15 protein-coding genes are annotated in these 20,814 nt (G+C 35.4%); 12 read left to right on the top strand and 3 right to left on the bottom strand.

From position 1 onward, the window contains the following. Window positions 1–285 precede the first annotated feature (285 nt). The 4 genes from glmU to MHI00_RS14570 all read left to right on the top strand — a co-directional run bounded on the left by glmU (window position 286) and on the right by MHI00_RS14570 (window position 6,445). Complete coding sequence (gene glmU / locus MHI00_RS14585) at window positions 286–1,653, top strand: bifunctional UDP-N-acetylglucosamine diphosphorylase/glucosamine-1-phosphate N-acetyltransferase GlmU (RefSeq protein WP_010053987.1); 1,368 nt, start codon at window positions 286–288, stop codon at window positions 1,651–1,653. A gap of 144 nt (window positions 1,654–1,797) precedes the next feature. After that, window positions 1,798–2,781, top strand: a complete 984-nt coding sequence (locus tag MHI00_RS14580; RefSeq protein WP_010053989.1) for a ribose-phosphate diphosphokinase — start codon at window positions 1,798–1,800, stop codon at window positions 2,779–2,781. A 373-nt stretch (window positions 2,782–3,154) separates the two neighbouring features. Then, window positions 3,155–4,804 carry a peptide ABC transporter substrate-binding protein gene (locus tag MHI00_RS14575; protein WP_010053990.1) on the top strand — a complete coding sequence of 550 codons (1,650 nt, stop codon included), beginning with the start codon at window positions 3,155–3,157 and terminating at the stop codon, window positions 4,802–4,804. Between the two features lie 303 nt (window positions 4,805–5,107). Further along, window positions 5,108–6,445 (top strand): M20 family metallopeptidase, encoded by a 1,338-nt coding sequence (locus MHI00_RS14570; RefSeq protein ID WP_341114532.1) that lies wholly within the window; start codon window positions 5,108–5,110, stop codon window positions 6,443–6,445. 156 nt (window positions 6,446–6,601) lie between these two features. Here MHI00_RS14570 and MHI00_RS14565 read toward each other — a convergent pair whose 3' ends face one another. After that, window positions 6,602–7,264: an O-methyltransferase gene (locus tag MHI00_RS14565; protein ID WP_087114735.1), complete on the bottom strand. Its 663-nt coding sequence runs from the start codon at window positions 7,262–7,264 to the stop codon at window positions 6,602–6,604. A gap of 71 nt (window positions 7,265–7,335) precedes the next feature. Next, window positions 7,336–8,223, bottom strand: a complete 888-nt coding sequence (locus MHI00_RS14560) for a LysR family transcriptional regulator (RefSeq protein WP_332631415.1) — start codon at window positions 8,221–8,223, stop codon at window positions 7,336–7,338. A 114-nt stretch (window positions 8,224–8,337) separates the two neighbouring features. Here MHI00_RS14560 and MHI00_RS14555 point away from each other — a divergent pair, with 114 nt between their 5' ends. The 3 genes from MHI00_RS14555 (at window position 8,338) to MHI00_RS14545 (ending at window position 11,331) form a co-directional block, all read left to right on the top strand. Then, the gene (locus MHI00_RS14555) at window positions 8,338–9,156 is read left to right on the top strand and encodes an ankyrin repeat domain-containing protein (RefSeq protein ID WP_056999791.1); all 819 of its coding nucleotides are present in this window, start codon (window positions 8,338–8,340) and stop codon (window positions 9,154–9,156) included. Window positions 9,157–9,172: 16 nt separating this feature from the next. Beyond that, window positions 9,173–10,393 carry an amidohydrolase gene (locus MHI00_RS14550; protein ID WP_341114528.1) on the top strand — a complete coding sequence of 407 codons (1,221 nt, stop codon included), beginning with the start codon at window positions 9,173–9,175 and terminating at the stop codon, window positions 10,391–10,393. Between the two features lie 98 nt (window positions 10,394–10,491). Further along, window positions 10,492–11,331 (top strand): hypothetical protein, encoded by an 840-nt coding sequence (locus MHI00_RS14545; protein WP_187957970.1) that lies wholly within the window; start codon window positions 10,492–10,494, stop codon window positions 11,329–11,331. Window positions 11,332–11,859: 528 nt separating this feature from the next. Here MHI00_RS14545 and MHI00_RS14540 read toward each other — a convergent pair. Next, the gene (locus tag MHI00_RS14540; protein WP_015075455.1) at window positions 11,860–12,825 is read right to left on the bottom strand and encodes an L-lactate dehydrogenase; all 966 of its coding nucleotides are present in this window, start codon (window positions 12,823–12,825) and stop codon (window positions 11,860–11,862) included. A 322-nt stretch (window positions 12,826–13,147) separates the two neighbouring features. Here MHI00_RS14540 and pth point away from each other — a divergent pair, with 322 nt between their 5' ends. The 5 genes from pth (at window position 13,148) to MHI00_RS14515 (ending at window position 20,620) form a co-directional block, all read left to right on the top strand. Continuing rightward, entirely contained in the window at window positions 13,148–13,717 is a 570-nt protein-coding gene (gene pth / locus MHI00_RS14535) for an aminoacyl-tRNA hydrolase (protein ID WP_341114523.1), read from the top strand. Window positions 13,718–14,079: 362 nt separating this feature from the next. Continuing rightward, a complete protein-coding gene (mfd, locus tag MHI00_RS14530; protein ID WP_201731079.1) occupies window positions 14,080–17,613 on the top strand; it encodes a transcription-repair coupling factor in 3,534 nt (1,177 codons plus the stop codon). Between the two features lie 59 nt (window positions 17,614–17,672). Beyond that, window positions 17,673–19,277: a putative polysaccharide biosynthesis protein gene (locus MHI00_RS14525; protein WP_010054014.1), complete on the top strand. Its 1,605-nt coding sequence runs from the start codon at window positions 17,673–17,675 to the stop codon at window positions 19,275–19,277. 9 nt (window positions 19,278–19,286) lie between these two features. Beyond that, on the top strand, window positions 19,287–20,348 hold the full coding sequence (locus tag MHI00_RS14520; protein WP_015075457.1) for a MazG nucleotide pyrophosphohydrolase domain-containing protein: 1,062 nt from the start codon (window positions 19,287–19,289) through the stop codon (window positions 20,346–20,348). Beyond that, window positions 20,345–20,620: an RNA-binding S4 domain-containing protein gene (locus tag MHI00_RS14515; protein ID WP_015075458.1), complete on the top strand. Its 276-nt coding sequence runs from the start codon at window positions 20,345–20,347 to the stop codon at window positions 20,618–20,620. The genes MHI00_RS14520 and MHI00_RS14515 overlap by 4 nt, the downstream gene beginning before the upstream one ends. Window positions 20,621–20,814 lie beyond the last annotated feature (194 nt).

The raw sequence follows: 20,814 nt of genomic DNA, 5'->3' as shown, positions 1-20,814 counted from the left end.
AAAACAGAAATTAAGGACACCTTTATTCGAAGTGCAAAAACAATATTAAAATTGTAAGAGTTAACGAATAAATAGATGATAAAAGCGAAAGTTTTCTTGAAAATAAGCCGTTTTTACGCTATCATATAAGAGTTGAGGTTGTTGACTTTTTAAAAATCGTAAGTTGAATTTTTATAAGCAATCAAGCGTTTAAGTAGTTCTTTACTTTTAAGAGATAGACACTTTAAGAGAAAGACTTTTCCATAGTTAAATAAAATAAAACGAATAGAAATGGAGTTTACTATTATGACACAACGTTATGCGATTATTTTGGCAGCCGGTCAAGGTTCTCGAATGAAATCAAAGTTATACAAAGTCCTTCATCCAGTAGCAGGAAAACCAATGGTAGAACATGTTGTTGGGCAAGTTGAAGCAGCTGGGTCAGATAGAATTGTTACAATTGTTGGTTTTGGTGCTGAGCAAGTCAAAGAACATTTAGGTGACCGTTCAGAATATGCTTTGCAAGCGGAGCAATTAGGTACAGGTCATGCTGTTTTACAAGCTGAAAGTTTGTTAAAAGATAAAGATGGAATCACATTGGTCATTTGTGGGGATACACCACTTCTGACAGCAGAGACGCTAAATGATTTATTTGATTACCATCAAGAAAAAGGTGCTAAGGCCACTATTTTAACGGCTGTTGCGGAAGACCCAACCGGATATGGTCGCGTATTACGTGATGATCTAGGGATTGTGACACGTATCGTTGAACAAAAAGATGCTACTCAAGAAGAAGCTCGTGTACAAGAAATCAATACAGGAACCTATTGTTTTGACAATAAGATGTTGTTTGATGCACTTACAAAAGTTGGTACAGCAAATGCGCAAGGCGAATACTATTTACCAGACGTGATTGAAATTATGAAATCCAAAGGTCAAATTGTAGCGGCTTATCGTATGAAAAAATTAGAAGAAGCACTAGGTGTTAATGATAGAATTGCTTTAGCAGAAGCTGCTGAAACGATGCGTAATCGAATTAACCGTAAGCATATGGAAAATGGAGTAACGTTACTTGATCCAAAAAACACTTATATTGATGTAGATGTTGAAATTGGTCGAGATACAATTATTGAAGCTGGAGTGTCATTAAAAGGCAAAACAGTTATCGGTGAAGATTGTTATATTGGTAGCAACTCAGAAATTTCAGACAGCATTTTAGGGGATCGTATTAAAGTAACTAGCTCAAATATTGAGTCTTCAGAAATGGCAAGTGATAGCAATATTGGACCCTATAGTCACTTACGTCCAGCGAGTAAGATTGGTGAGCGTGTGCACTTAGGTAATTTTGTCGAAGTGAAAAATTCAACAATTGCGAATGATACAAAAGTTGGGCACTTAACTTATGTTGGTGATGCTGATTTAGGCGAAAATATCAATGTTGGTTGTGGGACAATTTTTGTGAATTATGATGGAAAAAATAAACATCGTGCAACTGTTGGAGACAACGTCTTTATTGGTTGTAATGCGAATTTAGTAGCACCAGTAGCGATTGAAAAGGATAGCTATATTGCTGCTGGATCAACCATTACAAGCGATGTTCCAACTGGAAGCTTGGCAATTGCTAGAGCTAGACAAGAGAATAAACCTGATTATTTTGATCGGTTACCTCATTAAAAATATTGCTAAAATAAGTCAAAAAAATTAAATTTTAAATATTATGATTATATGAATGATTTAGCTTGATTTCTTAGTGAAAAATGCATAGTATTAATAGTGAAGAAACAACAACCAAGTTAAAAACAGAAAGTGGAGGCTATTATGTCAGAACATTATTTTGATCCAAAGCTCAAGATTTTTGCATTAAACTCAAACAGACCGTTAGCGGAGAAAATTGCTAACGAGGTGGGGGTAGAATTAGGAAAATTATCTGTGGATCAATTCAGCGATGGAGAAATTCGAATCAACATTGAAGAAAGTATTCGAGGGGACCATGTTTATATTGTTCAATCAACTTCTAGTCCTGTCAATGATAACTTAATGGAGTTATTGATTATGATTGATGCTTTAAAACGAGCAAGTGCTAAAACAATCAATTTAGTTATTCCATATTATGGATATGCTAGACAAGATCGTAAAGCTCGTTCGAGAGAGCCAATCACAGCAAAATTAGTTGCCAACATGATTACAGCTGCTGGAGCAGATCGTATTTTGACATTGGATTTACATGCTTCACAAATTCAAGGATTCTTTGATTTACCAGTCGATCATTTGATGGGCGCACCTTTATTAGCGAACTATTTCTTAAATCATGATATTGCTAATGATGATGTAGTCGTTGTTTCACCTGACCATGGTGGAGTAACTCGTGCTCGTAAGTTAGCAGAATTTTTAAAAGCGCCAATTGCGATTATTGATAAACGTCGTCCAAAAGCCAACGTTGCAGAAGTGATGAATATCATTGGGAATGTTGAAGGTAAAAAATGTATTCTGATTGATGATATGATTGATACTGCCGGTACGATCACATTAGCAGCAGGTGCATTAGCAGAAGCAGGTGCAACAGAGGTTTATGCTTGTTGTACTCATCCAGTGTTATCTGGCCCAGCTTTACAACGCATTCAAGATTCAGCAATTAAACAATTAATTGTTACAGATTCTATCTATTTACCAGAAGATCGTAAATGTGAGAAAATCGTTGAAATTAGCGTGGGTGTTTTAATGGGAGATGCAATCAAACGTATCCATGAAAACAAATCTGTAAGTCCGTTATTTGAAAAGAAATTTAAACGCGACAAAAACTAAATCATTCATTTAGAAGCTAAAAAAGGCATCTAGAACAATTTGTTCTAGATGCCTTTTTTGTCTTATCCATCCTTTTAGAAGTGTTGAAGATTAATTATAAAAAATAAAATGTATAAAAATAGTTGGAAATAAGAAAAATTTGTAAGTTGAAATCAACCTCGTAAATATAAAGTGGATAATATCAGCGATTGATTGAAAAAAATCACTCATAAATAAAATACATATAATATACATTTTTTATGTATAATCAAATGGAAGGTTTTTCTTTTATGAAAGTACTTGTAATCGTTGTAATTGTTGTGTATGATGGTTTAAATAATAAAAAGATTACCTGATAAAGCAATGTTTAATTTTTTTAGGGGGGAATATAAAAATGAAAAAAATGGTTTTTGTTGTATTTTTATCCATTTTAAGTATAACTATGTTAACTGCATGTGGAGGAAATGATAAGGATAACAGTCAATCAAGTAGTAGTGCAGATGAAAAATTAGAAGTATTGAATTTAAGTGTGCCAGCGGAGTTGCCAACAGTGGATCCAGCCTTGGTTCAAGATGCAATCAGTTTTAATGCACTTAATCAAGTTATGGAAGGACTTTATCGACTTGATCAGAAAGGCAATCCAATTCCGGCAGCAGCAGATGGGGAAGCTGAAGTAAGTGAAGATGGGTTAACCTATACATTTAAATTAAAACCTAATTTAGTTTGGTCAAATGGAGATGCTGTTACTGCAGCTGACTTTGAATTTGGATGGAAGAGAGTTGTCGACCCAAAGACAGCAGCCAACTATGCCTTTATTATGAAAGATGTTAAAAATGCACAAAAAATTATGGATGGTACTGTTGCTAGCGAAGAATTAGGAATAAAGGCAATGGATGAGTTAACATTAGAAGTTAAGGTAGAAAAACCTACAGAAAACTTTTTGACAACGATTACTCGAGGAACTTTCTTTCCGCAAAATGAAAAATTTGTAAAAAAAGAAGGTGAACAATTTGGTACGAATAGCGAACGAGCTATTTATAATGGACCTTTTGTGTTGACTGAATGGGATGGCACAGGCTTATCTTGGAATTATGAAAAAAATCCAAGTTATTGGGATAAGAAAAATGTTTCCTTGGATAAAGTGACTAATCAAGTGATTAAAGAAGCAACAACTGGAATTAATTTATATGAAAATGATACGATTGATTTAGTTCGTTTGACTGGGGAACAAGCAAAACAATATATCGATAATCCAGAATTTAAAGCGCCATTGGAAGCTAGATCTGTCTATTTGGAATTGAACCAGATTGATCACCCAGCGTTGAAAAATCAAAAAGTTAGAGAAGCAATTGCCCTAACAATCAATCGTGAGGATTTAGTTAAAATGATTATAGCCAATGGTTCCGAGGCTCTAGGTGGTTTAGTCACGAATGATTTAGCTAAAAATACTGAAACAAAGGAAGACTTCCGAAAAGCATCAGGTTCATATTTAGATTATGATGCAAAAAAAGCAAAAGCATTATGGACTGAAGCTCAAAAAGAGTTAGGTAGTTCAACAGCAGAAATCGAATTAGTCACCGATGATGATGAAACAAGTAAGAAAGTTAGTCAGTTTATTCAAAGCTCAATAGAAGCAGAGTTAGAAGGAATAAAAGTGAAAATAAGAAATGTACCTTTTAAAAATCGAATTGAGTTAGGAGATACCGGGCAATTTGGTTTGCTTTTATCCGGATGGGGAGCAGATTCCAACGATCCAGATGCCTTTTTAAATCTATTTTTATCAGATTCTGTTTTTAATGGTGGGAAGTATAAAAATCAAGAGTACGACAAGCTTGTCATAGCTGCAACGGGAGAAGATAGTAGTGATCCTAATAAGAAATGGGCTGACGATTTGGCTGCAGAGAAATTGCTGATGCAAGATGTTGGTATTGTTCCATTGTATCAAAAAGCTGATTCGATGTTACTGAAAAGTAAAGTAAAAGATTATATTCAGTATCAAATTGGCTCACCCAACTTAAAATATGTCTCTATTCAAGAAGATTAGAGTAAGTATATTATCTACGTTAACCGACTCAACAAACTTTTTATCAAGGCCAGTTCTTATGAGCCAGCTCTTCGGAAAAAAGATGAAATTTCGAGGTGGCAAAAAGCGTCACATCAAATTTCCCTATTTTTCTGCCAGAGCTAATCGGCTCAACAAACTTTTTATCAAGGCTAGTTCTTATGAGCCAACTCTTCGAGAAAAAGATAAAAATTCGAGAGGACAAAAAACGTCCTATCAATTTTTCCTATTTTCTTGCCAGAGCTAACAGGCTCAACAAACTTTTTATTTAGGAGTGAACAATAAATGTCGATTCAATTAACTGAAGAGCAAAAAGAAGCAAGTGTGAAGTCCCTAACTCGTTTAATTAACTGTCCTTCTTTCAATACATCTGATGGGCTGACAAATCCGCCTTTTGGTGCTGGTGTGCAGCTATGTTTGGAAGAGGCGTTAGCTATTTGTGAAAAGCTTGGAATGACAACGTATCTTGACCCAAATGGGTTTTATGCCTATGCAGATTATGGAACAGGAACGGATTTGATTGGTGTTTTGTGTCATTTAGATGTTGTACCTGCGGGAGATTTAACTTTATGGAATACAGATCCTTTTTCAGCAGTTGTAAAAGATGGGATTATATATGGTCGAGGTTCTCAAGATGATAAAGGGCCGACAATTGCTGCTTTATCAGCATTTAAAGCGGTTGTTGATGCAGGTTATACATTTAAGCAAAGAATTCGTTTTGTTTTTGGAGCGGATGAGGAAACCTTATGGCGGTGTATGGCGCAGTACAATAAAAATGAAGAAGCACCAACAATGGGTTTTGTTCCTGACGGAGCATTTCCTCTGATTTACGCAGAAAAAGGCTTGTTACAAGTGACTTTAACGGGTCCAGGTAGCGAAGAATTAGACTTGGATTGTGGCGATGCATTTAATGTGGTTCCTGGAAATGCAACCTATACTGGTAGTGATAGTAAAGCGTTGCTTCCTCATTTTGCGAAACTAGGATTACCTGTTAAGGAATTAGCTGGGACATTAACTGTTGAAGGCAAAGCCGTTCATACTAGTTTAGCAGGGAGTGGAGTTAACGCCATTAACTTGTTGGCTCAAGGCTTAGTAGCTAACTACCCTCATCCAATGATTCATTTTTTAGCTGAACAGGTTGGCAGTCAGACCAATGGTGCCACTATTTTTGGGGAAGTTAAGGATGATGTAAGTGGGGAACTAACTTTTAATGTGGGGATGTTAACCATAAATAAGAACCAATCAGAAATAAAAATTGATATGCGTATACCAGTCACGGCTGATAAAAAACAACTTGTAGATAAGTTACAAGCTACTGCCAAGGAATATAATTTAAAGTATCATGAATTTGATTATGTTCCTTCATTGTATGTACCAAAAGATAGTCAGTTGGTTGAGACTTTACTGGGGGTTTACCGCGAAGCTACAAACGATCTTACTGAACCGATAACGTCTGGTGGAGCAACGTATGCACGAACTATGAAAAATATGGTCGCTTTTGGAGCTCATTTTCCGACATCTGTCGGGTTAGCGCACCAAGCAAATGAAGGTTTAGTTCTTGAAGAATTATATAAAGCTACTGAAATTTATGCTGCAGCAATAAAAAAATTATGCTGTGAGTAAGTAATATGGATAGTGTCAGTTGTAAATAAAATAGAAAAGACCTGTTTAAAGTCCAAAAAAACTTTAAACGGGTCTTTTAAAAGTATATTCATTTTTTGTGAAATTTGTTATGGTAATTTTGATTAGAGACAAGGTCTTTTTAGTAACAAAACGATATTACTCAACAATACTAATCGTAAACCCATCATAGCCCTTAACACCAACAGTCTCAATAGCCGTTGAAGTCAGTTTTTGGTTAGTGGCGAGTTCATCAACAAATTGTCTTACTCCTAAAATACGTCCATCATTACTCTCAGTGCTAAGGACTTCACCATTTCGAACAACATTATCCCCGATAATAATAGTTCCAGATTTTGCTAATTGTTGTGCATATTTCAAGTAAAGAGGATTATTTTCTTTATCAGCATCAATAAAAATTAAGTCAAAAGGCAACGAATTTTCATTAACCAACTGTGCTAATGATTCAGCAGCAGGACCGACTATAATATCAATTTTATCTGAAAAACCAGCTAATTTAGTGTTTTCTTGAGCGACTTTCGCATGAGTTTGATCAAATTCTAGTGAAATAATTTTACCATTCTGAGGAAGAGCCTTAGCAAACCAAATCGTGCTATATCCGCCTAGAGTACCAATTTCTAGAATTCTTTGGGCCTTAGCAATTTTAGATAATAAGTAAAGAAATTTCCCTTGAGAAGGTGAAACATCATGAGGTGGTAATCCGTGTTTTTGATTGTTTGCTAGAACTTGGTCAAAAATAGCCTCTTTCTCAATGAGCTTATCAATAAAATAAGCATCAACAGCTGAAAATAATTCTTCCATTGAAATCACTCCTTTTATATTTTTAGTATATAGAAGTAAGGCTAGTTATTCAATTAAATCAGCCTCCAATCTTAATCGTGAATCCCAACGAATTCAGCTAAGAAATGTTCAGCTACTTTAGTTAAGGTTCGATTTTTCGACCAAATAAGCCCGTAAGAGGAATTAAATAGAGGATCATCTAATAAATGTGCTTCTATTTTTCGACCAGCGTGGAGCTGTAAAACCGATTTTGGTACGATGCTTGTACAAAAACCACTTTCAACTAAATTAAAAAGTAAAGATAAATCAGAACAAGTTGAAATAGAGGTAGGATTTAATTGGAATTTAGCTAAATATTCAATGATTGAATGATAAACTCCAAGGCCTTCTGTGCTAGGCAATAAAAGTTTACTGTTGGCAATACCATAATAATCATTAGGATTTGGCCCAGGTTGAAGCGCGTCTTTTTTGCCATCACAAATAAAGTAAAAAGGTTCCACATTTAAATAGGTGATGTCAAAGCCATGCAATTCCAGAGGGAAGCGGACTAAAGCTAATTCAATAGTATGATTCCGAACCATTTCGGCAAGCAACTTAGATTCATTTTGATGAATTGCATAAGTAACATCCGGAAATTTATTCTGAAAACTTTGCAAACTCGGAGCTAATTCTTCTGCAGACAAGGTATTAACGCCTAAACGTAATTGACCTTTTAATCCTAAACTTGTTTCTTTGACTAATTGTTCTGTTTCTTCCAATTGTTGTAAAATTTTTAAGGCTTCTTGATATAAAACTTCTCCAGCTGTCGTTAAATGAGTTTTCCGTGATGTTCGCTCGATTAGAATTGTACCTAAATTTTCCTCCATTTGCTTAAGTTGTTGACTTAGAGGCGGTTGTGCCATATGCAAGCGGGCTGCAGCTTGAGTAATGTTTTTTTCTTCAGCGATTGCAATAAAATAACGTAATTGACGAATATCCATATTTTCCTCCTAACTATATCTATTTCGTATAGTTTAACAATTATATGGATATTTTTCATCTATAACAGCTCGTGGTATGCTTTAATTAGTCTTATAAATACGGAGGTGCTTCAGATGAAAAAAAATTATGTTCTATTTTTTAGTTTAATCGGAATTGTCTTAATCAGTATTGGTATTTTTAGTGTCACTCTATTGAAAGATTCTTCAACAAGGTCTAAAGATCAGTCAACTTCAGAAAAACAGCCAACTAGTCAAACTAGTGATTCCAAGCAAATTGAATCAAGCCAAGAACTAGAATCAAAGGAGAATGAAGTCATGAAAACAGATAATCCTCAATTGAATCAAGAGTTAATCACAGCAACCGCTAATCAGAATCTATCAGAGATAAAACGATTATTAACAGTTGGAGCAAATGTTGATGCTATGGACGAAAAACAACAAACTGGTTTACTAGTCGCTACGCATAAAAATAATGTAGAGATGGCTGAAATTTTTTTGCTAAATGGTGCGAATGTTAACCAACAAGATGCCATTCAGGATAGTCCTTTTTTATATGCTGGGGCAGAAGGTAGAACGGAGATTTTACAAATGATGTTAGCTTACAATCCAGATACCACATTAACAAATCGTTTTGGTGGAACGGCTTTAATTCCTGCAGCAGAAAAAGGACATTTAGATAATGTGCGCTTATTATTAGAACAAACAGATATTGATGTAAATCATGTAAATCAGCCAGGTTGGACAGCCTTGTTAGAAGCAATCGTATTAACGAATGGTGATACGACTCAACAACAGATTGTTCAAGTCTTGTTAGAACATGGTGCTGATCCAAACTTAGCTGATGCTAATGGAATCAGACCATTAAGGCACGCCAATCAAATGGGATATGGTAAAATAGCCGAAGAATTACGTAATGCTGGTGCATATGAGTAGAGAGGAGCAAGTTGGTATGACTAGAAAGAAATGGTTACAAAATGTTCGAGTAGAAACAGGATATGAGTACGAAGGAGAAACTATTGTAGGAACAAAAACAGAGTTAGTTGATTTATTGATCCAAGAAGGTTTGATTAAGCAAATTTTACCGAGTAATTCAGTTATAAGGGAAGATGCTGAGTATTACGACGCTAAAGGCTTATTGGCATTACCTGGCTTTATTGAAAAGCACAGTCATTTGGATAAATCACGTTTAGGAACGAATTGGCAAGCAGTCACTAAAGTTCCTTCCATTATTCAACGCTTTGAATCGGAAATGGTAGAGCTTGAGAAGTTACCTTTGTCCGTTTCTCAACGAGCAGAAGTTCTATTAAACCGTTATTTAACCAATGGCATTACAAAAATAAGAAGCCATGTAGACGTACATCCAACAGCTGGATTACATTATTTTTCAAGTGTTAAAGAAGTATTAGACAATTATCAAGAAAAGCTTTCTGCTGAAATTGTAGCTTTTCCACAGCATGGATTATTACGAAGTAATAGTATCGAACTAATGCAAGAAGCACTTACAAAGGGAGCGACAATTGTTGGAGGTGTGGATCCAACAGCAGTTGATGGCGATATGAAAAAGTCTTTAGAGGCAACTTTTTCTTTAGCTAATCAAAATGAGGCTGGAATTGATATCCATTTGCATGAACGCGGAGAAATGGGTTTGAAAACGGTTGAGTATTTTTTGAGTTTGGTTGAAAATCATAAGCTTCAAGGAAAAGTTGCTATCAGTCATGCTTTTGCTTTAGGTGATGTTAATGGCAGTCAAAAAGCAGAACTGTTTCAGCGCTTGGCAGAAAATCAAGTTGAAATCATGACTAGCGTTCCAATTACTGGCGTTATACCACCAGTGATGGATTTAAAAGCAGCGGGTGTAAAAGTATCCGTTGGTTGCGACAATATATTTGATAATTGGTCTCCCTATGGAAATGGAGACATTTTAGAGCGAGTTGGACGTTTAGGTGAAGTTTTTGGTCAAGTTACAGAGCAAGAACTTAGTCAAACGCTGGGATTTATTACAGATGGCGTTACCCCTCTTAATCCAAATGGGAAACAAGTCTGGCCTGTAGTAGGTGACAAGGCTGATTTTGTTTTTGTAGAAGCTAGTTGTTCTGCAGAAGCCGTGGCCCGGAACAGTAAAAAGGTCATAGTTATGCATCAAGGAGAACCAACACATGGTTCTTTTTAAGGAGTACATGTTATTAAATATTGCGCTCTTTTTATAGATATGCTAAAGTTTAATTTATCGAGTAAGCAACACAGCATAGCAATTAAATGGAGGTATAAATGGCCTATTGGAGAGCGTTAAGTCTAAAAAATAAGTGTTTGTTTGTAGGTAGTCCGGTGTTTTTAATTAGTGTCTGGTATTTACTGTTCAATCAAGCAAAAATTGTGACCGATATTATTACAGCACCTTTTAATTTATCATGGGTTAACCTCTTTAAATTCTTTTTGAATGAGCAGTGGTTAGATGTATTAATCAAGAATTTTAAAACGATTTTGATTAACTTAAGCATCGTAATTAGCGCTCAATTGTTATTCTTTAGTATTGGAATTGTTCTTATTTTAGTCCTACAGTGGAAAAGCTCTAAAGCTACAAAGTGGTACTTTGGTAACAAGTTGATTTTTGTTGGGTATCTTTTCATGCTAGTTAGTACGATTTCTTTAGCAGGAATACTAGGAAATGTTTCTTATCAGCTAGTGGATACGATTAATAGTTCTTTGCAAAAATTAAGTGTGGCAGAATTAACGAAGCTATCAGATGAAGTGACAGGAGTAGTTAGTCAATTTACATGGTCATTAGACAGTATCATTAGTGATGCAACAACTTTAATGAACACAGTAAAGCACATTATTGCTACAACGAAAGAAATAGCCAATATTCCAGACTTAATTACAGTTTGGTTTGATAATCTAACGATTTATCGTAACTATTTACTGGGGTTTGTTGGTGCAAGTACCGTTGTGATTATTAGTGGACATCTAGTTGAGCTGTATAGAATTTTTGAATTAAACAAGCATTTAATCAGAAGAAATAAAAAAGTTTCAGTAGATGAACGAATTATTACGCTCTTAGAACAACAACAAAAGTTGTTAGAAAAGCTAAGTGAAAAAGAAGAAAGCTAGTTAAATGTTGCTGTAGTCAAGAAACTTTATCTTGAGTACAGCTTTTTTCAATAGAATGAGCTAAATTTTTAACTAGAAAATCTGTAGAAATCTCTAAAATAAGGATATAATCTAGCATTTAGCATAGGAACATGGTAGAATAAAAATGAAAAAGGAACCATGCGTTAACATGATTCCTTTTAGGTAGATCGTTCAAAAGACGATGACAACTGTTGTTCGTTAAAAAAAATAACTACTTAAACCGGTCAAAGTTTAGGAGTAGTTATTTTTTGTTTTTATGATCATAAATTTTTAAAGCCAGAGTTGTGAACGTAAGTGCGAACATCAACGCTTCAAAAACTGACACGTTTAATCCTTTCTAGGAGCAAACACTAAAAACATAGGCATCGCCCCCTTTTTACAACGAGCTAGCCACCATCCATTTAACTTTCTACAAGATAATTATAGCATGTTGCAGAAAAAGGAACTGTTCTTTAATAGAAGAATTAAGTTCCTTATTTGAAAAATAAATCTAATGTTTTAGATATTTTAGTCTAATGCATCAAAAGCATCGTTTAAAATTTGCTTCAAGGTCGAAGCGGAATGAATCATTTTGTCCATTTCTGCATCTGTCAAAGGAATTTCAATTACATGTTGAATACCTTGGCGATTAATCACCGCAGGAGCTCCAATAAAGATATCCTCTTGACCATATTCACCATCTAAATAAACAGATAAAGGTAAAATAGAACTCTCATCATTTAAAATCGCCTTGGTAATACGAGCTAAAGCCACAGCAATTCCATAGAAAGTCGCGCCTTTCTTCTCGATGATTTCATAAGCGGCATCTCTCACTTTGAAAAAGACTTTAACTAAAGCTTCTTCGTCAACTTCTGGATTGTCTTTCACCCACTCATAAATTTGAAGACCGCCAATATTGGCGTGTGACCAAACAGGAAATTCTGTGTCGCCGTGTTCTCCTAAAATATAACCATGAACATTTCGGGCATCAACATGAACTAGGTCAGCAATAGCTTGACGGAAGCGAGCGCTATCTAATGAAGTTCCACTACCGATTACACGACTTTTAGGTAAACCAGAAAATTTCCAAGTAGCGTAAGTTAGGATATCAACGGGATTACTTGCTACCAATAAAATACCGTCAAAGCCACTAGCCATAATATCAGCAATAATTGCTTTGAAAATCTTAAGATTCTTATTGACTAGGTCTAAACGTGTTTCTCCAGGTTTTTGAGCTGCACCAGCAGTTATCACGATCAAATCAGCATCGTGGCAATCTTGATAGGTTGCACTGTATATTTTTTTAGGAGAAGTAAAAGCTAGCGCATGAGATAAATCAATCGCGTCTCCTTCTGTTTTATCTTTATCAATATCAATGATGCCAATTTCTTGCGCAATATTTTGAGTCACTAGTGCAAAAGCATAGCTAGAACCAACCGCTCCATCACCAACAACAATGACTTTTTGATGATCTTTAATTTCAGTTTGTTTCATAAATAGTTCCCCCTTAACTTATTTTCATAGGACAAGAACAGTATATCATGTTTATTTCAGAATGTTGGGTAAAAAGTCTCATTATTCAATGTAGTTTTTCAAGGCAGTAAAATTTACGAAGAAAAAAATGCATATCCTCCTTATCAGATCTAAAATATGGTATACTAATAAAATATGACTATCTGTACATCCGTAAAATAAATGCGCTATAGCAGACCTACACAATAAAAAAGTAAAGAAACCAGAAATAAGCAGACTATCTGTTGATTTTTGGGTTTTTAGGCATTGTAAAAATAACAATCGTAAAATAAGGAGCTAGAAAATGAAGATAATCGTCGGTTTAGGGAATCCCGGTGCAAAATATACCGCAACAAAACATAATATTGGCTTTATCACTATGGATGAAATGGCTTTCCAACATAAGTTGCAGTTTAACAAAAGTAAGTTTGATGCAGTTTATGCAGAAGCTTTTATTGGAACTGAGAAAGTGCTATTAGTCAAACCACAGACCTTTATGAATGATTCAGGACAAGCAGTTAGACAATTAATGGATTATTATGATTTAGGTATTGAAGATTTAGTTGTGGTGTATGACGATTTAGATTTACCAGTTGGGAAAATTAGATTACGCCAAAAAGGTAGTGCAGGTGGGCATAATGGGATTAAAAGTTTAATCCAACATCTAGGTACTTCCGACTTTAATCGAATCAGAATAGGCATTGACAGACCTTTCCCAGGTCAGACAGTTATTAACCATGTGTTAGGTGCGTTTCCAAAAGAGCATCATGAAGACATACTTTTTGCGGTTAAAGATGCTGCCGAGGCTTTAAATTACTGGATTGAAGGCCACACATTTTTAGAAACAATGAATCAGTTTAACCGTAAAAGCTAAATAAATTAAGAATCAAAAAATATAAAAGAGGCACAGAGTAATCTGCGCTTCTTTTACCATTCAAATAAAAAAGTACTTAAAAAAAAACATGCTCGTTGAGCCGCTTAACTCTGGCAGAAAAATAGGGGAATACACCCAAAGTGTCTTTTAACTTTGAGGGGATTTCATCTTTTTTCCGAAGAGTTGGGTCAAAAGAGCTGTCCGAACAAACATGCTCGTTGAGCCGCTTAACTCTGGCAGAAAAATAGGGGAATACACCCAAAGTGTCCTTTAACTTTGAGGGGATTTCATCTTTTTTCCGAAGAGTTGGGTCAAAAGAGCTGTCCGAAAAGAACGATTAAATTGAATTAAGGAGTAAAAACATGGTAGATATCAAACAGTTATTAGCAGATACATCTGACATAGAAAATTTATTAGAATCTCTTGAAGAGAATCAAACACAATTAGTTACAGGTTTATCAGGTTCTGCACGAACATTAGTCATCAGTACGATTTTAGAAAAAAAGAAGAAACCAATCATTTTAGTTGCGCATAATTTATTTCATGCTAGTCAATTAATTGAGGATTTTTCTGGTTTTGTTCCTGAGGATCAGTTGCATTTGTTTCCTGTTGATGAAATGATTCAGGCAGAAATGTCTATTTCTTCACCTGAATACCGAGCAGAGCGAGTAGCTGCGTTGGATTTTTTACTAAGTGGTAAAAAAGGTATTGTGATTATTCCTCTCTCCGGTGTTCGTAAACTAATTACACCAAAAGAAGTTTGGAAAAAAGCACGCTTTAAAATTACCAAAGGTGGCGAACTTGATCCAACTAATTTAGCTCAAGATTTAGTTGATATGGGATATACAAGAGAACACCTGGTTGGAAAACCAGGTGAATTTAGTATGCGTGGTGGGATTGTTGATATTTATCCATTAACGGAAGAATACCCTGTTCGTGTTGAACTATTTGATACTGAAGTGGATTCTCTACGTTATTTTGAAGCAGATACACAGCGTTCGATAGCTTCTATTGATAAGATTACGATACTTCCGGCAACGGATACGATTTATACATCAAGCATGTTAAAAGCTGGCGCGCAAGATTTTAGTGAAGCTGTGGAAAGAAATAGCGATTTGATTCTTGATGCGGCTACAAAAGGCCTATTTATAAAAAATCTGACTCCTATTATTGATGCTTTTGATAAAGGTGAACCAATGGATAGTTTAGCTCTGTATACAGATTTTATTTATCCACAACATACGAGTGTCTTAGATTACATGCATAAAAATAGCTTATTAATTATGGATGAGTATCCACGGATTATGGAAACGGAGCGCCGTTTAATTGAAGAAGAAGCAGAGTGGATTACGAGTAAGCTGGAAGAACGTAAAATTCTACAGCACCAAACATTTGCTAACGATTTGAGAGGCGTGCTTAAAGATGTTCAACAAGGAACACTTTATTTTTCTTTATTCCAAAAAGGGATGGGAAATATTCGTTTTAAACAAATTCATGCGTTTCAGTACCGTAATATGCAGCAATTTTTTGGACAAATGCCCTTATTGAAAACGGAAATGGATCGTTGGGTGAAACAGAAAAATACTGTATTAGTGATTGTATCTGATGAAGATCGAGCGAAAAAAGTCAATCAAACCTTTAAAGACTTTGAAATCCAAAGTAAAATTGTAAAACCTAAGAAAATCGAAACAGGAAAAGTTCAAATCATGATGGGAGCAATTCATAATGGATTTGAGCTTCCAAAAGAAAAAATTGTTATCATTAATGAACGCGAAATGTTCAATAAAGTCACAAAAAAAGTAGCTAGGCGTCAAACTTTATCCAATGCAGAACGTTTAAAAAGTTACACAGAGTTAAACCCAGGTGATTTTGTCGTGCATGTAAATCACGGAATCGGAAAATACACTGGAATGGAAACTTTAGAAATAGGTGGAGTCCATCAAGATTACATGTCCGTTCTCTATAAGGACGATGCAAAACTATTTATTCCTGTGACACAAATCAATTTACTCCAAAAATATGTATCGTCAGATGCCAAAACACCAAAAATAAATAAATTAGGCGGAACAGAGTGGGCTAAAACTAAGAAAAAAGTAGCGGCTAAAATTGAAGATATTGCCGATGATTTAATTGAGCTTTATGCAGCTCGTGAAGCAGAAGTTGGCTTTGCATTTTCACCAGATAGCCCTTACCAACAAGAGTTTGAGAATGCCTTTCCTTATACTGAAACAGATGATCAATTGCGTAGTACTGCTGAAATTAAACATGATATGGAAAGTAAAAAACCTATGGATCGTTTATTGGTTGGGGATGTTGGATACGGGAAAACAGAAGTAGCGATGCGTGCTATTTTCAAGGCAGTTCAAGATGGAAAGCAAGCTGCTTTCTTAGTACCGACAACAATATTAGCCCAACAGCATTACGAAAGTTTAGTGCAGCGTTTCGAAGATTTTCCAGTTGAAATTGGTTTGTTAAGTCGTTTTAGAACAAAAAAACAACAAAATGAAACAATGGACGGATTAAAAAAGGGGTTAGTTGACGTTGTGATTGGAACGCACCGAATTTTATCTAAAGATATTGAGTTTTTAGATTTAGGCTTACTGATTGTTGATGAAGAGCAACGATTTGGTGTGAAGCATAAAGAAAAACTAAAACAATTAAAAGCTCAAGTAGATGTGTTAACATTGACTGCTACTCCGATTCCAAGAACCTTGCATATGTCTATGTTAGGTGTTCGTGACTTATCGGTTATTGAAACACCACCAGCAAATCGTTATCCAGTTCAAACCTATGTTATGGAGCAAAATCCCGGCGCAATTCGAGAAGCAATTGAACGAGAATTAACCCGTGGCGGACAAGTTTTTTATTTATATAACCGTGTTGAAACAATCGGTAAAAAAGTAGAAGAGCTGCAAATGCTTGTACCAGATGCTAAAATAGCTTATGCACATGGCCAAATGACCGAAGCGCAATTAGAAAGCATCTTATATCAATTTGTGGAAGGTGAGTATGATGTTCTGGTGACAACAACCATTATTGAAACTGGGGTAGATATTCCTAATGTAAATACTTTATTTGTTGAAAATGCCGATCATATGGGTTTATCACAATTGTATCAATTGCGAGGACGGGTTGGACGAAGCAACCGCGTAGCTTATGCTTACTTTATGTATCAGCCAGACAAAGTATTGACTGAGGTCAGTGAAAAGAGATTACAAGCAATTAAAGATTTCACTGAATTGGGTTCTGGTTTTAAAATAGCGATGCGCGATCTATCCATTCGTGGTGCAGGTAATTTATTAGGAGCCCAACAACATGGCTTTATTGATTCAGTCGGATTTGATTTATACTCTGAAATGTTAAGTGAGGCAGTCGTACGCAAACGTGGACTTGAGAAGAAAGACGAGAAAACAGTTGTTGAAATCGATTTAGGAATCAATGCTTATTTACCAAGCACCTATATAGAAGATGAACGTCAAAAAATTGAAATTTATAAACGCATTCGTGAGTTAACGGATCGTGATGAGTACACTACTTTACAAGATGACTTAATTGACCGTTTTGGTGTATTCCCAGATGAAGTTGCAGATTTACTAGCCATTGGTGCAATCAAAATGGAAAGCGAGCGGGCTTTATTTGAAACGATTCGTCGTGTAGATGACTGTGTGCATTTAACCTTATCTACATCTGGAACAGCAAGTTTGCCAGCGGAAGAAATTATGAAAGCACTAGGAGATATTCCGTTGCAAGCAACGATGTCTGTGAAAAAAGAAAAATTAGTTGTGACAATGCATCTTAAAGATATCAATGCAAGTTTTGAGTGGTTAGGTTATATAGAGAAATTTGTAGCTAATATAGCTAAATACCGTTCTAAATTGGTCGCAGGCCAACTGTAAGCTACACGAGTCAAAAAGAGCCAAAACAAGTGTAGTTCGACAGAATCTGGAGGTGAATCATGGGAAATAAACAAATGAAGCAAATGATGAAAGGGGCAGTTGTTCTATCTGTTGCCTCTTTGATTGCCAAAGTTCTCAGTGCTGTTTACCGGGTTCCATTCCAAAATATGGTTGGAAATACTGGATTTTATGTTTATCAGCAAGTGTACCCTATTTATGGAATTGGAATGACCTTTGCCTTGTCTGGTTTTCCAATTTTTCTATCTAAATTAATAGCCGAAACAAAACACAATGGAGAACGAAAAATTATTCTCAAACGTGCGTCGCTAATCCTAACTCTTTTCGCCATTGTATTATTTTTGGGAATCTATACCTTTTCAGATGTGATTGCCAATGGTATGGGAGACAGCCAGTTAGCCCCGATTGTTAAAGCCGTATCATGGATGTTTCTCCTTATGCCGGGATTAGTAGTCTGGCGTGGTTATTTTCAAGGAACTGAAAATATGATTCCCACAGCTATTTCACAAGTAGTGGAACAAATTGTTCGGGTTGCGGTTATCCTTATTGCAGCAGCTTTATTTTTAAAATCAGATTGGTCTGAGTATCGTATGGGTACCTATGCCATGAGTAGCGCTTGGATTGCCGGAATTGCAGCCCTATTTGTGATGATGTATTACTACTATTTAAAAGGCGGGAATCAAGCGTTGAAAGAAGTTCCTTCTTTGAATTATGGAGAGGTCACTAATGCGCCTAGCTACTCTAAGTTGTTTCTTCGTTTTCTAACCGAAGGCTCGGCTATTTGTATTTTAAGTGCCTTACTTATTTTGTTACAATTAATTGACTCCTTTACCTTATTTAATGGGCTAATGGATTCAGGTGTACTTGCAGATGAAGCAAAAAATTTAAAGGGAATTTATGATCGTGGTCAGCCATTAGTTCAGCTAGGAATGGTTGTTGGGACAGGGTTTGCGTCAAGCTTAATCCCAATGTTAACCAAACATTTTGTGCACCGCCAAGAAGGTGAGTTTTATCGGACTGCGGTTTCCTTATTGCGTATTACAACAGCATTTGCAATGGTAGCTACAGCTGGAATGCTAACACTTATGCCTTTTATCAATGATTTACTCTTTGGTGATCGAGATGGGAATGCTGTGTTAAGCGTCTATATTTTAGCAATTATTGTTGCTTCCTTAATTGGTGCATATAACACAATCTTGCAAAGCCGTAATCAACATCGAATGGCTATGCTAGCTTTAGTTTTTGGACTTCTTTTAAAATGGGGCTTTAATCAATTCCTAATTGGACCTTTTGGAACTATGGGTGCAAGTATTGCTACAGTCTTTAGTTTAGGTGGAATTTTATTGGTACTTTGGCTCGCTATGCCAACCCGTTTAAAAGGAAGTTTGCTAAAAGGTAGCTTTCTATTAAAATTAGTTATTTGTTGTTGGATTATGACATTTGTCATTACAATAGTCTTCTTATTTTTAGGCCAATGGGCATTTATTGCGACCAGATCAGGTTCCTTAGTAGCAATTATCATTGGTATAAGTATTGGTGTTCCACTGTTTGTGTGGTTGATTTTTAAATTCAAGTTATTTACTATAAGAGAATGGCTTTATATGCCTTTCGGAAAAAGAATAGTACGAATTAGGAATAGAAAGTAGGAAATTCAAATGGGAAAAATTTTAGTTGTCGGTTTAGGACCAGGAGATTTAGCACAGTTACCATTTGGTGTATATCAACTCCTTAAAAAAGGGTTGCCTATTTATTTAAGAACGAAATTGCATCCTGTTGTAGAAAATTTAAAATCAGAAGGGTTAATGTTTGAAGATTTTGATGAAGTCTATGAAGCGAATGAACAATTTGAAACGGTTTATGAAAAAATTGTCGGTGATTTATTAAAAGAAGCTACGATAAGTAAAGAAGACATTATTTATGCTGTACCTGGTCACCCGATGGTTGCTGAAAAATCTGTTCAGCTCTTGTTAGAAAACACAGCTGGAATTGTCGTTGAAATTAAGGGCGGACAAAGCTTTTTAGACGATTTTTTTACTGCTGTAAAAGTTGATCCCGTGGAAGGATTTCAATTGTTAGATGGTCTAGATTTAGATCAAAATGCTGTTCAAATGGGACAACATGTCATTGTAATGCAGATTTTTAATGAATATATTGCAAGCGATGTGAAATTAACACTTCAAGAAATCTACCCAGATGATCATCAAGTTGCGCTAGTTCATAGTGCCGGTAGTGAGGCTGAGCAAATTGACTGGTTGCCTTTATATGAAATGGACCGTATGGAAGGGGTTCATAATTTGACCTCGCTTTATGTGCCGCCACTGGCTTTGGACGATCGGGCAAAGTCTTTTCAAACAGTGCAAACTTATATGGATGAGATTGGTGGAGAGAATGGGGATATTTGGTTGTTAGAGCAAACCCATGAAACGTTGATTCCTTATTTAAAAGAAGAAACAGCTGAGTTGATTTCAGCTATTGAAAATGAAGATATTGACAATATAATTGAAGAATTAGGCGATGTTCTGATGCAAGTTATGTATCAAACGAATTATGGTGAGCGAACAGGCTACTTTAATTTAGAAGATGTTCTTGAAACTCTAAATCATAAATTACGTCGCCGCCATCCGCATGTTTTCGATGGAGTTAAAGTAGAAACAGTAGAAGAATTAGATGCCTTATGGCAAAAAATAAAAGCAGAAGAAAAGAGGAATTTAACATGAGACTAGATAAATTTTTGAAAGTATCTCGAATTATTAAACGTCGAACAATTGCTAAAGAAGTTGCAGATAAAGGCCGAATTGAAGTGAATGGAATCACAGCTAAGTCTTCAACAGATGTAAAAATTGGCGATGAATTATCAATTGCTTTTGGAAACAAGACATTGGTTGTTAAGATTGATCGGATTATTGAAACAACTAAAAAAGATGAAGCTGCTCATATGTATACCATCATTAGCGAAACATATAAAAATGATCCTGAAATGAAAGCATAAAAAAGTACACTATGGAAATTAAAGTTAGGTCTAACCGACCTAGCTTTAATTTTTTTTAAAATTCACGAGAATAACCGGAAATAGCCGTTTTTGACTACTATAAATATTGGACAAATAAAGCGGAATCTTGTATTATAAAGATGCTGAATAAAAAAAATTTAGATAACAAATTACTTTTCAGATAAAATTAAAAA

The sequence above is a fragment of the Carnobacterium sp. FSL E2-0243 genome, from assembly GCF_038003605.1.
Lineage (GTDB): Bacteria > Bacillota > Bacilli > Lactobacillales > Carnobacteriaceae > Carnobacterium > Carnobacterium maltaromaticum.
Note: the sequence above shows the minus strand (reverse complement) of the source record. Positions and strands in the feature narration are given on the sequence as shown.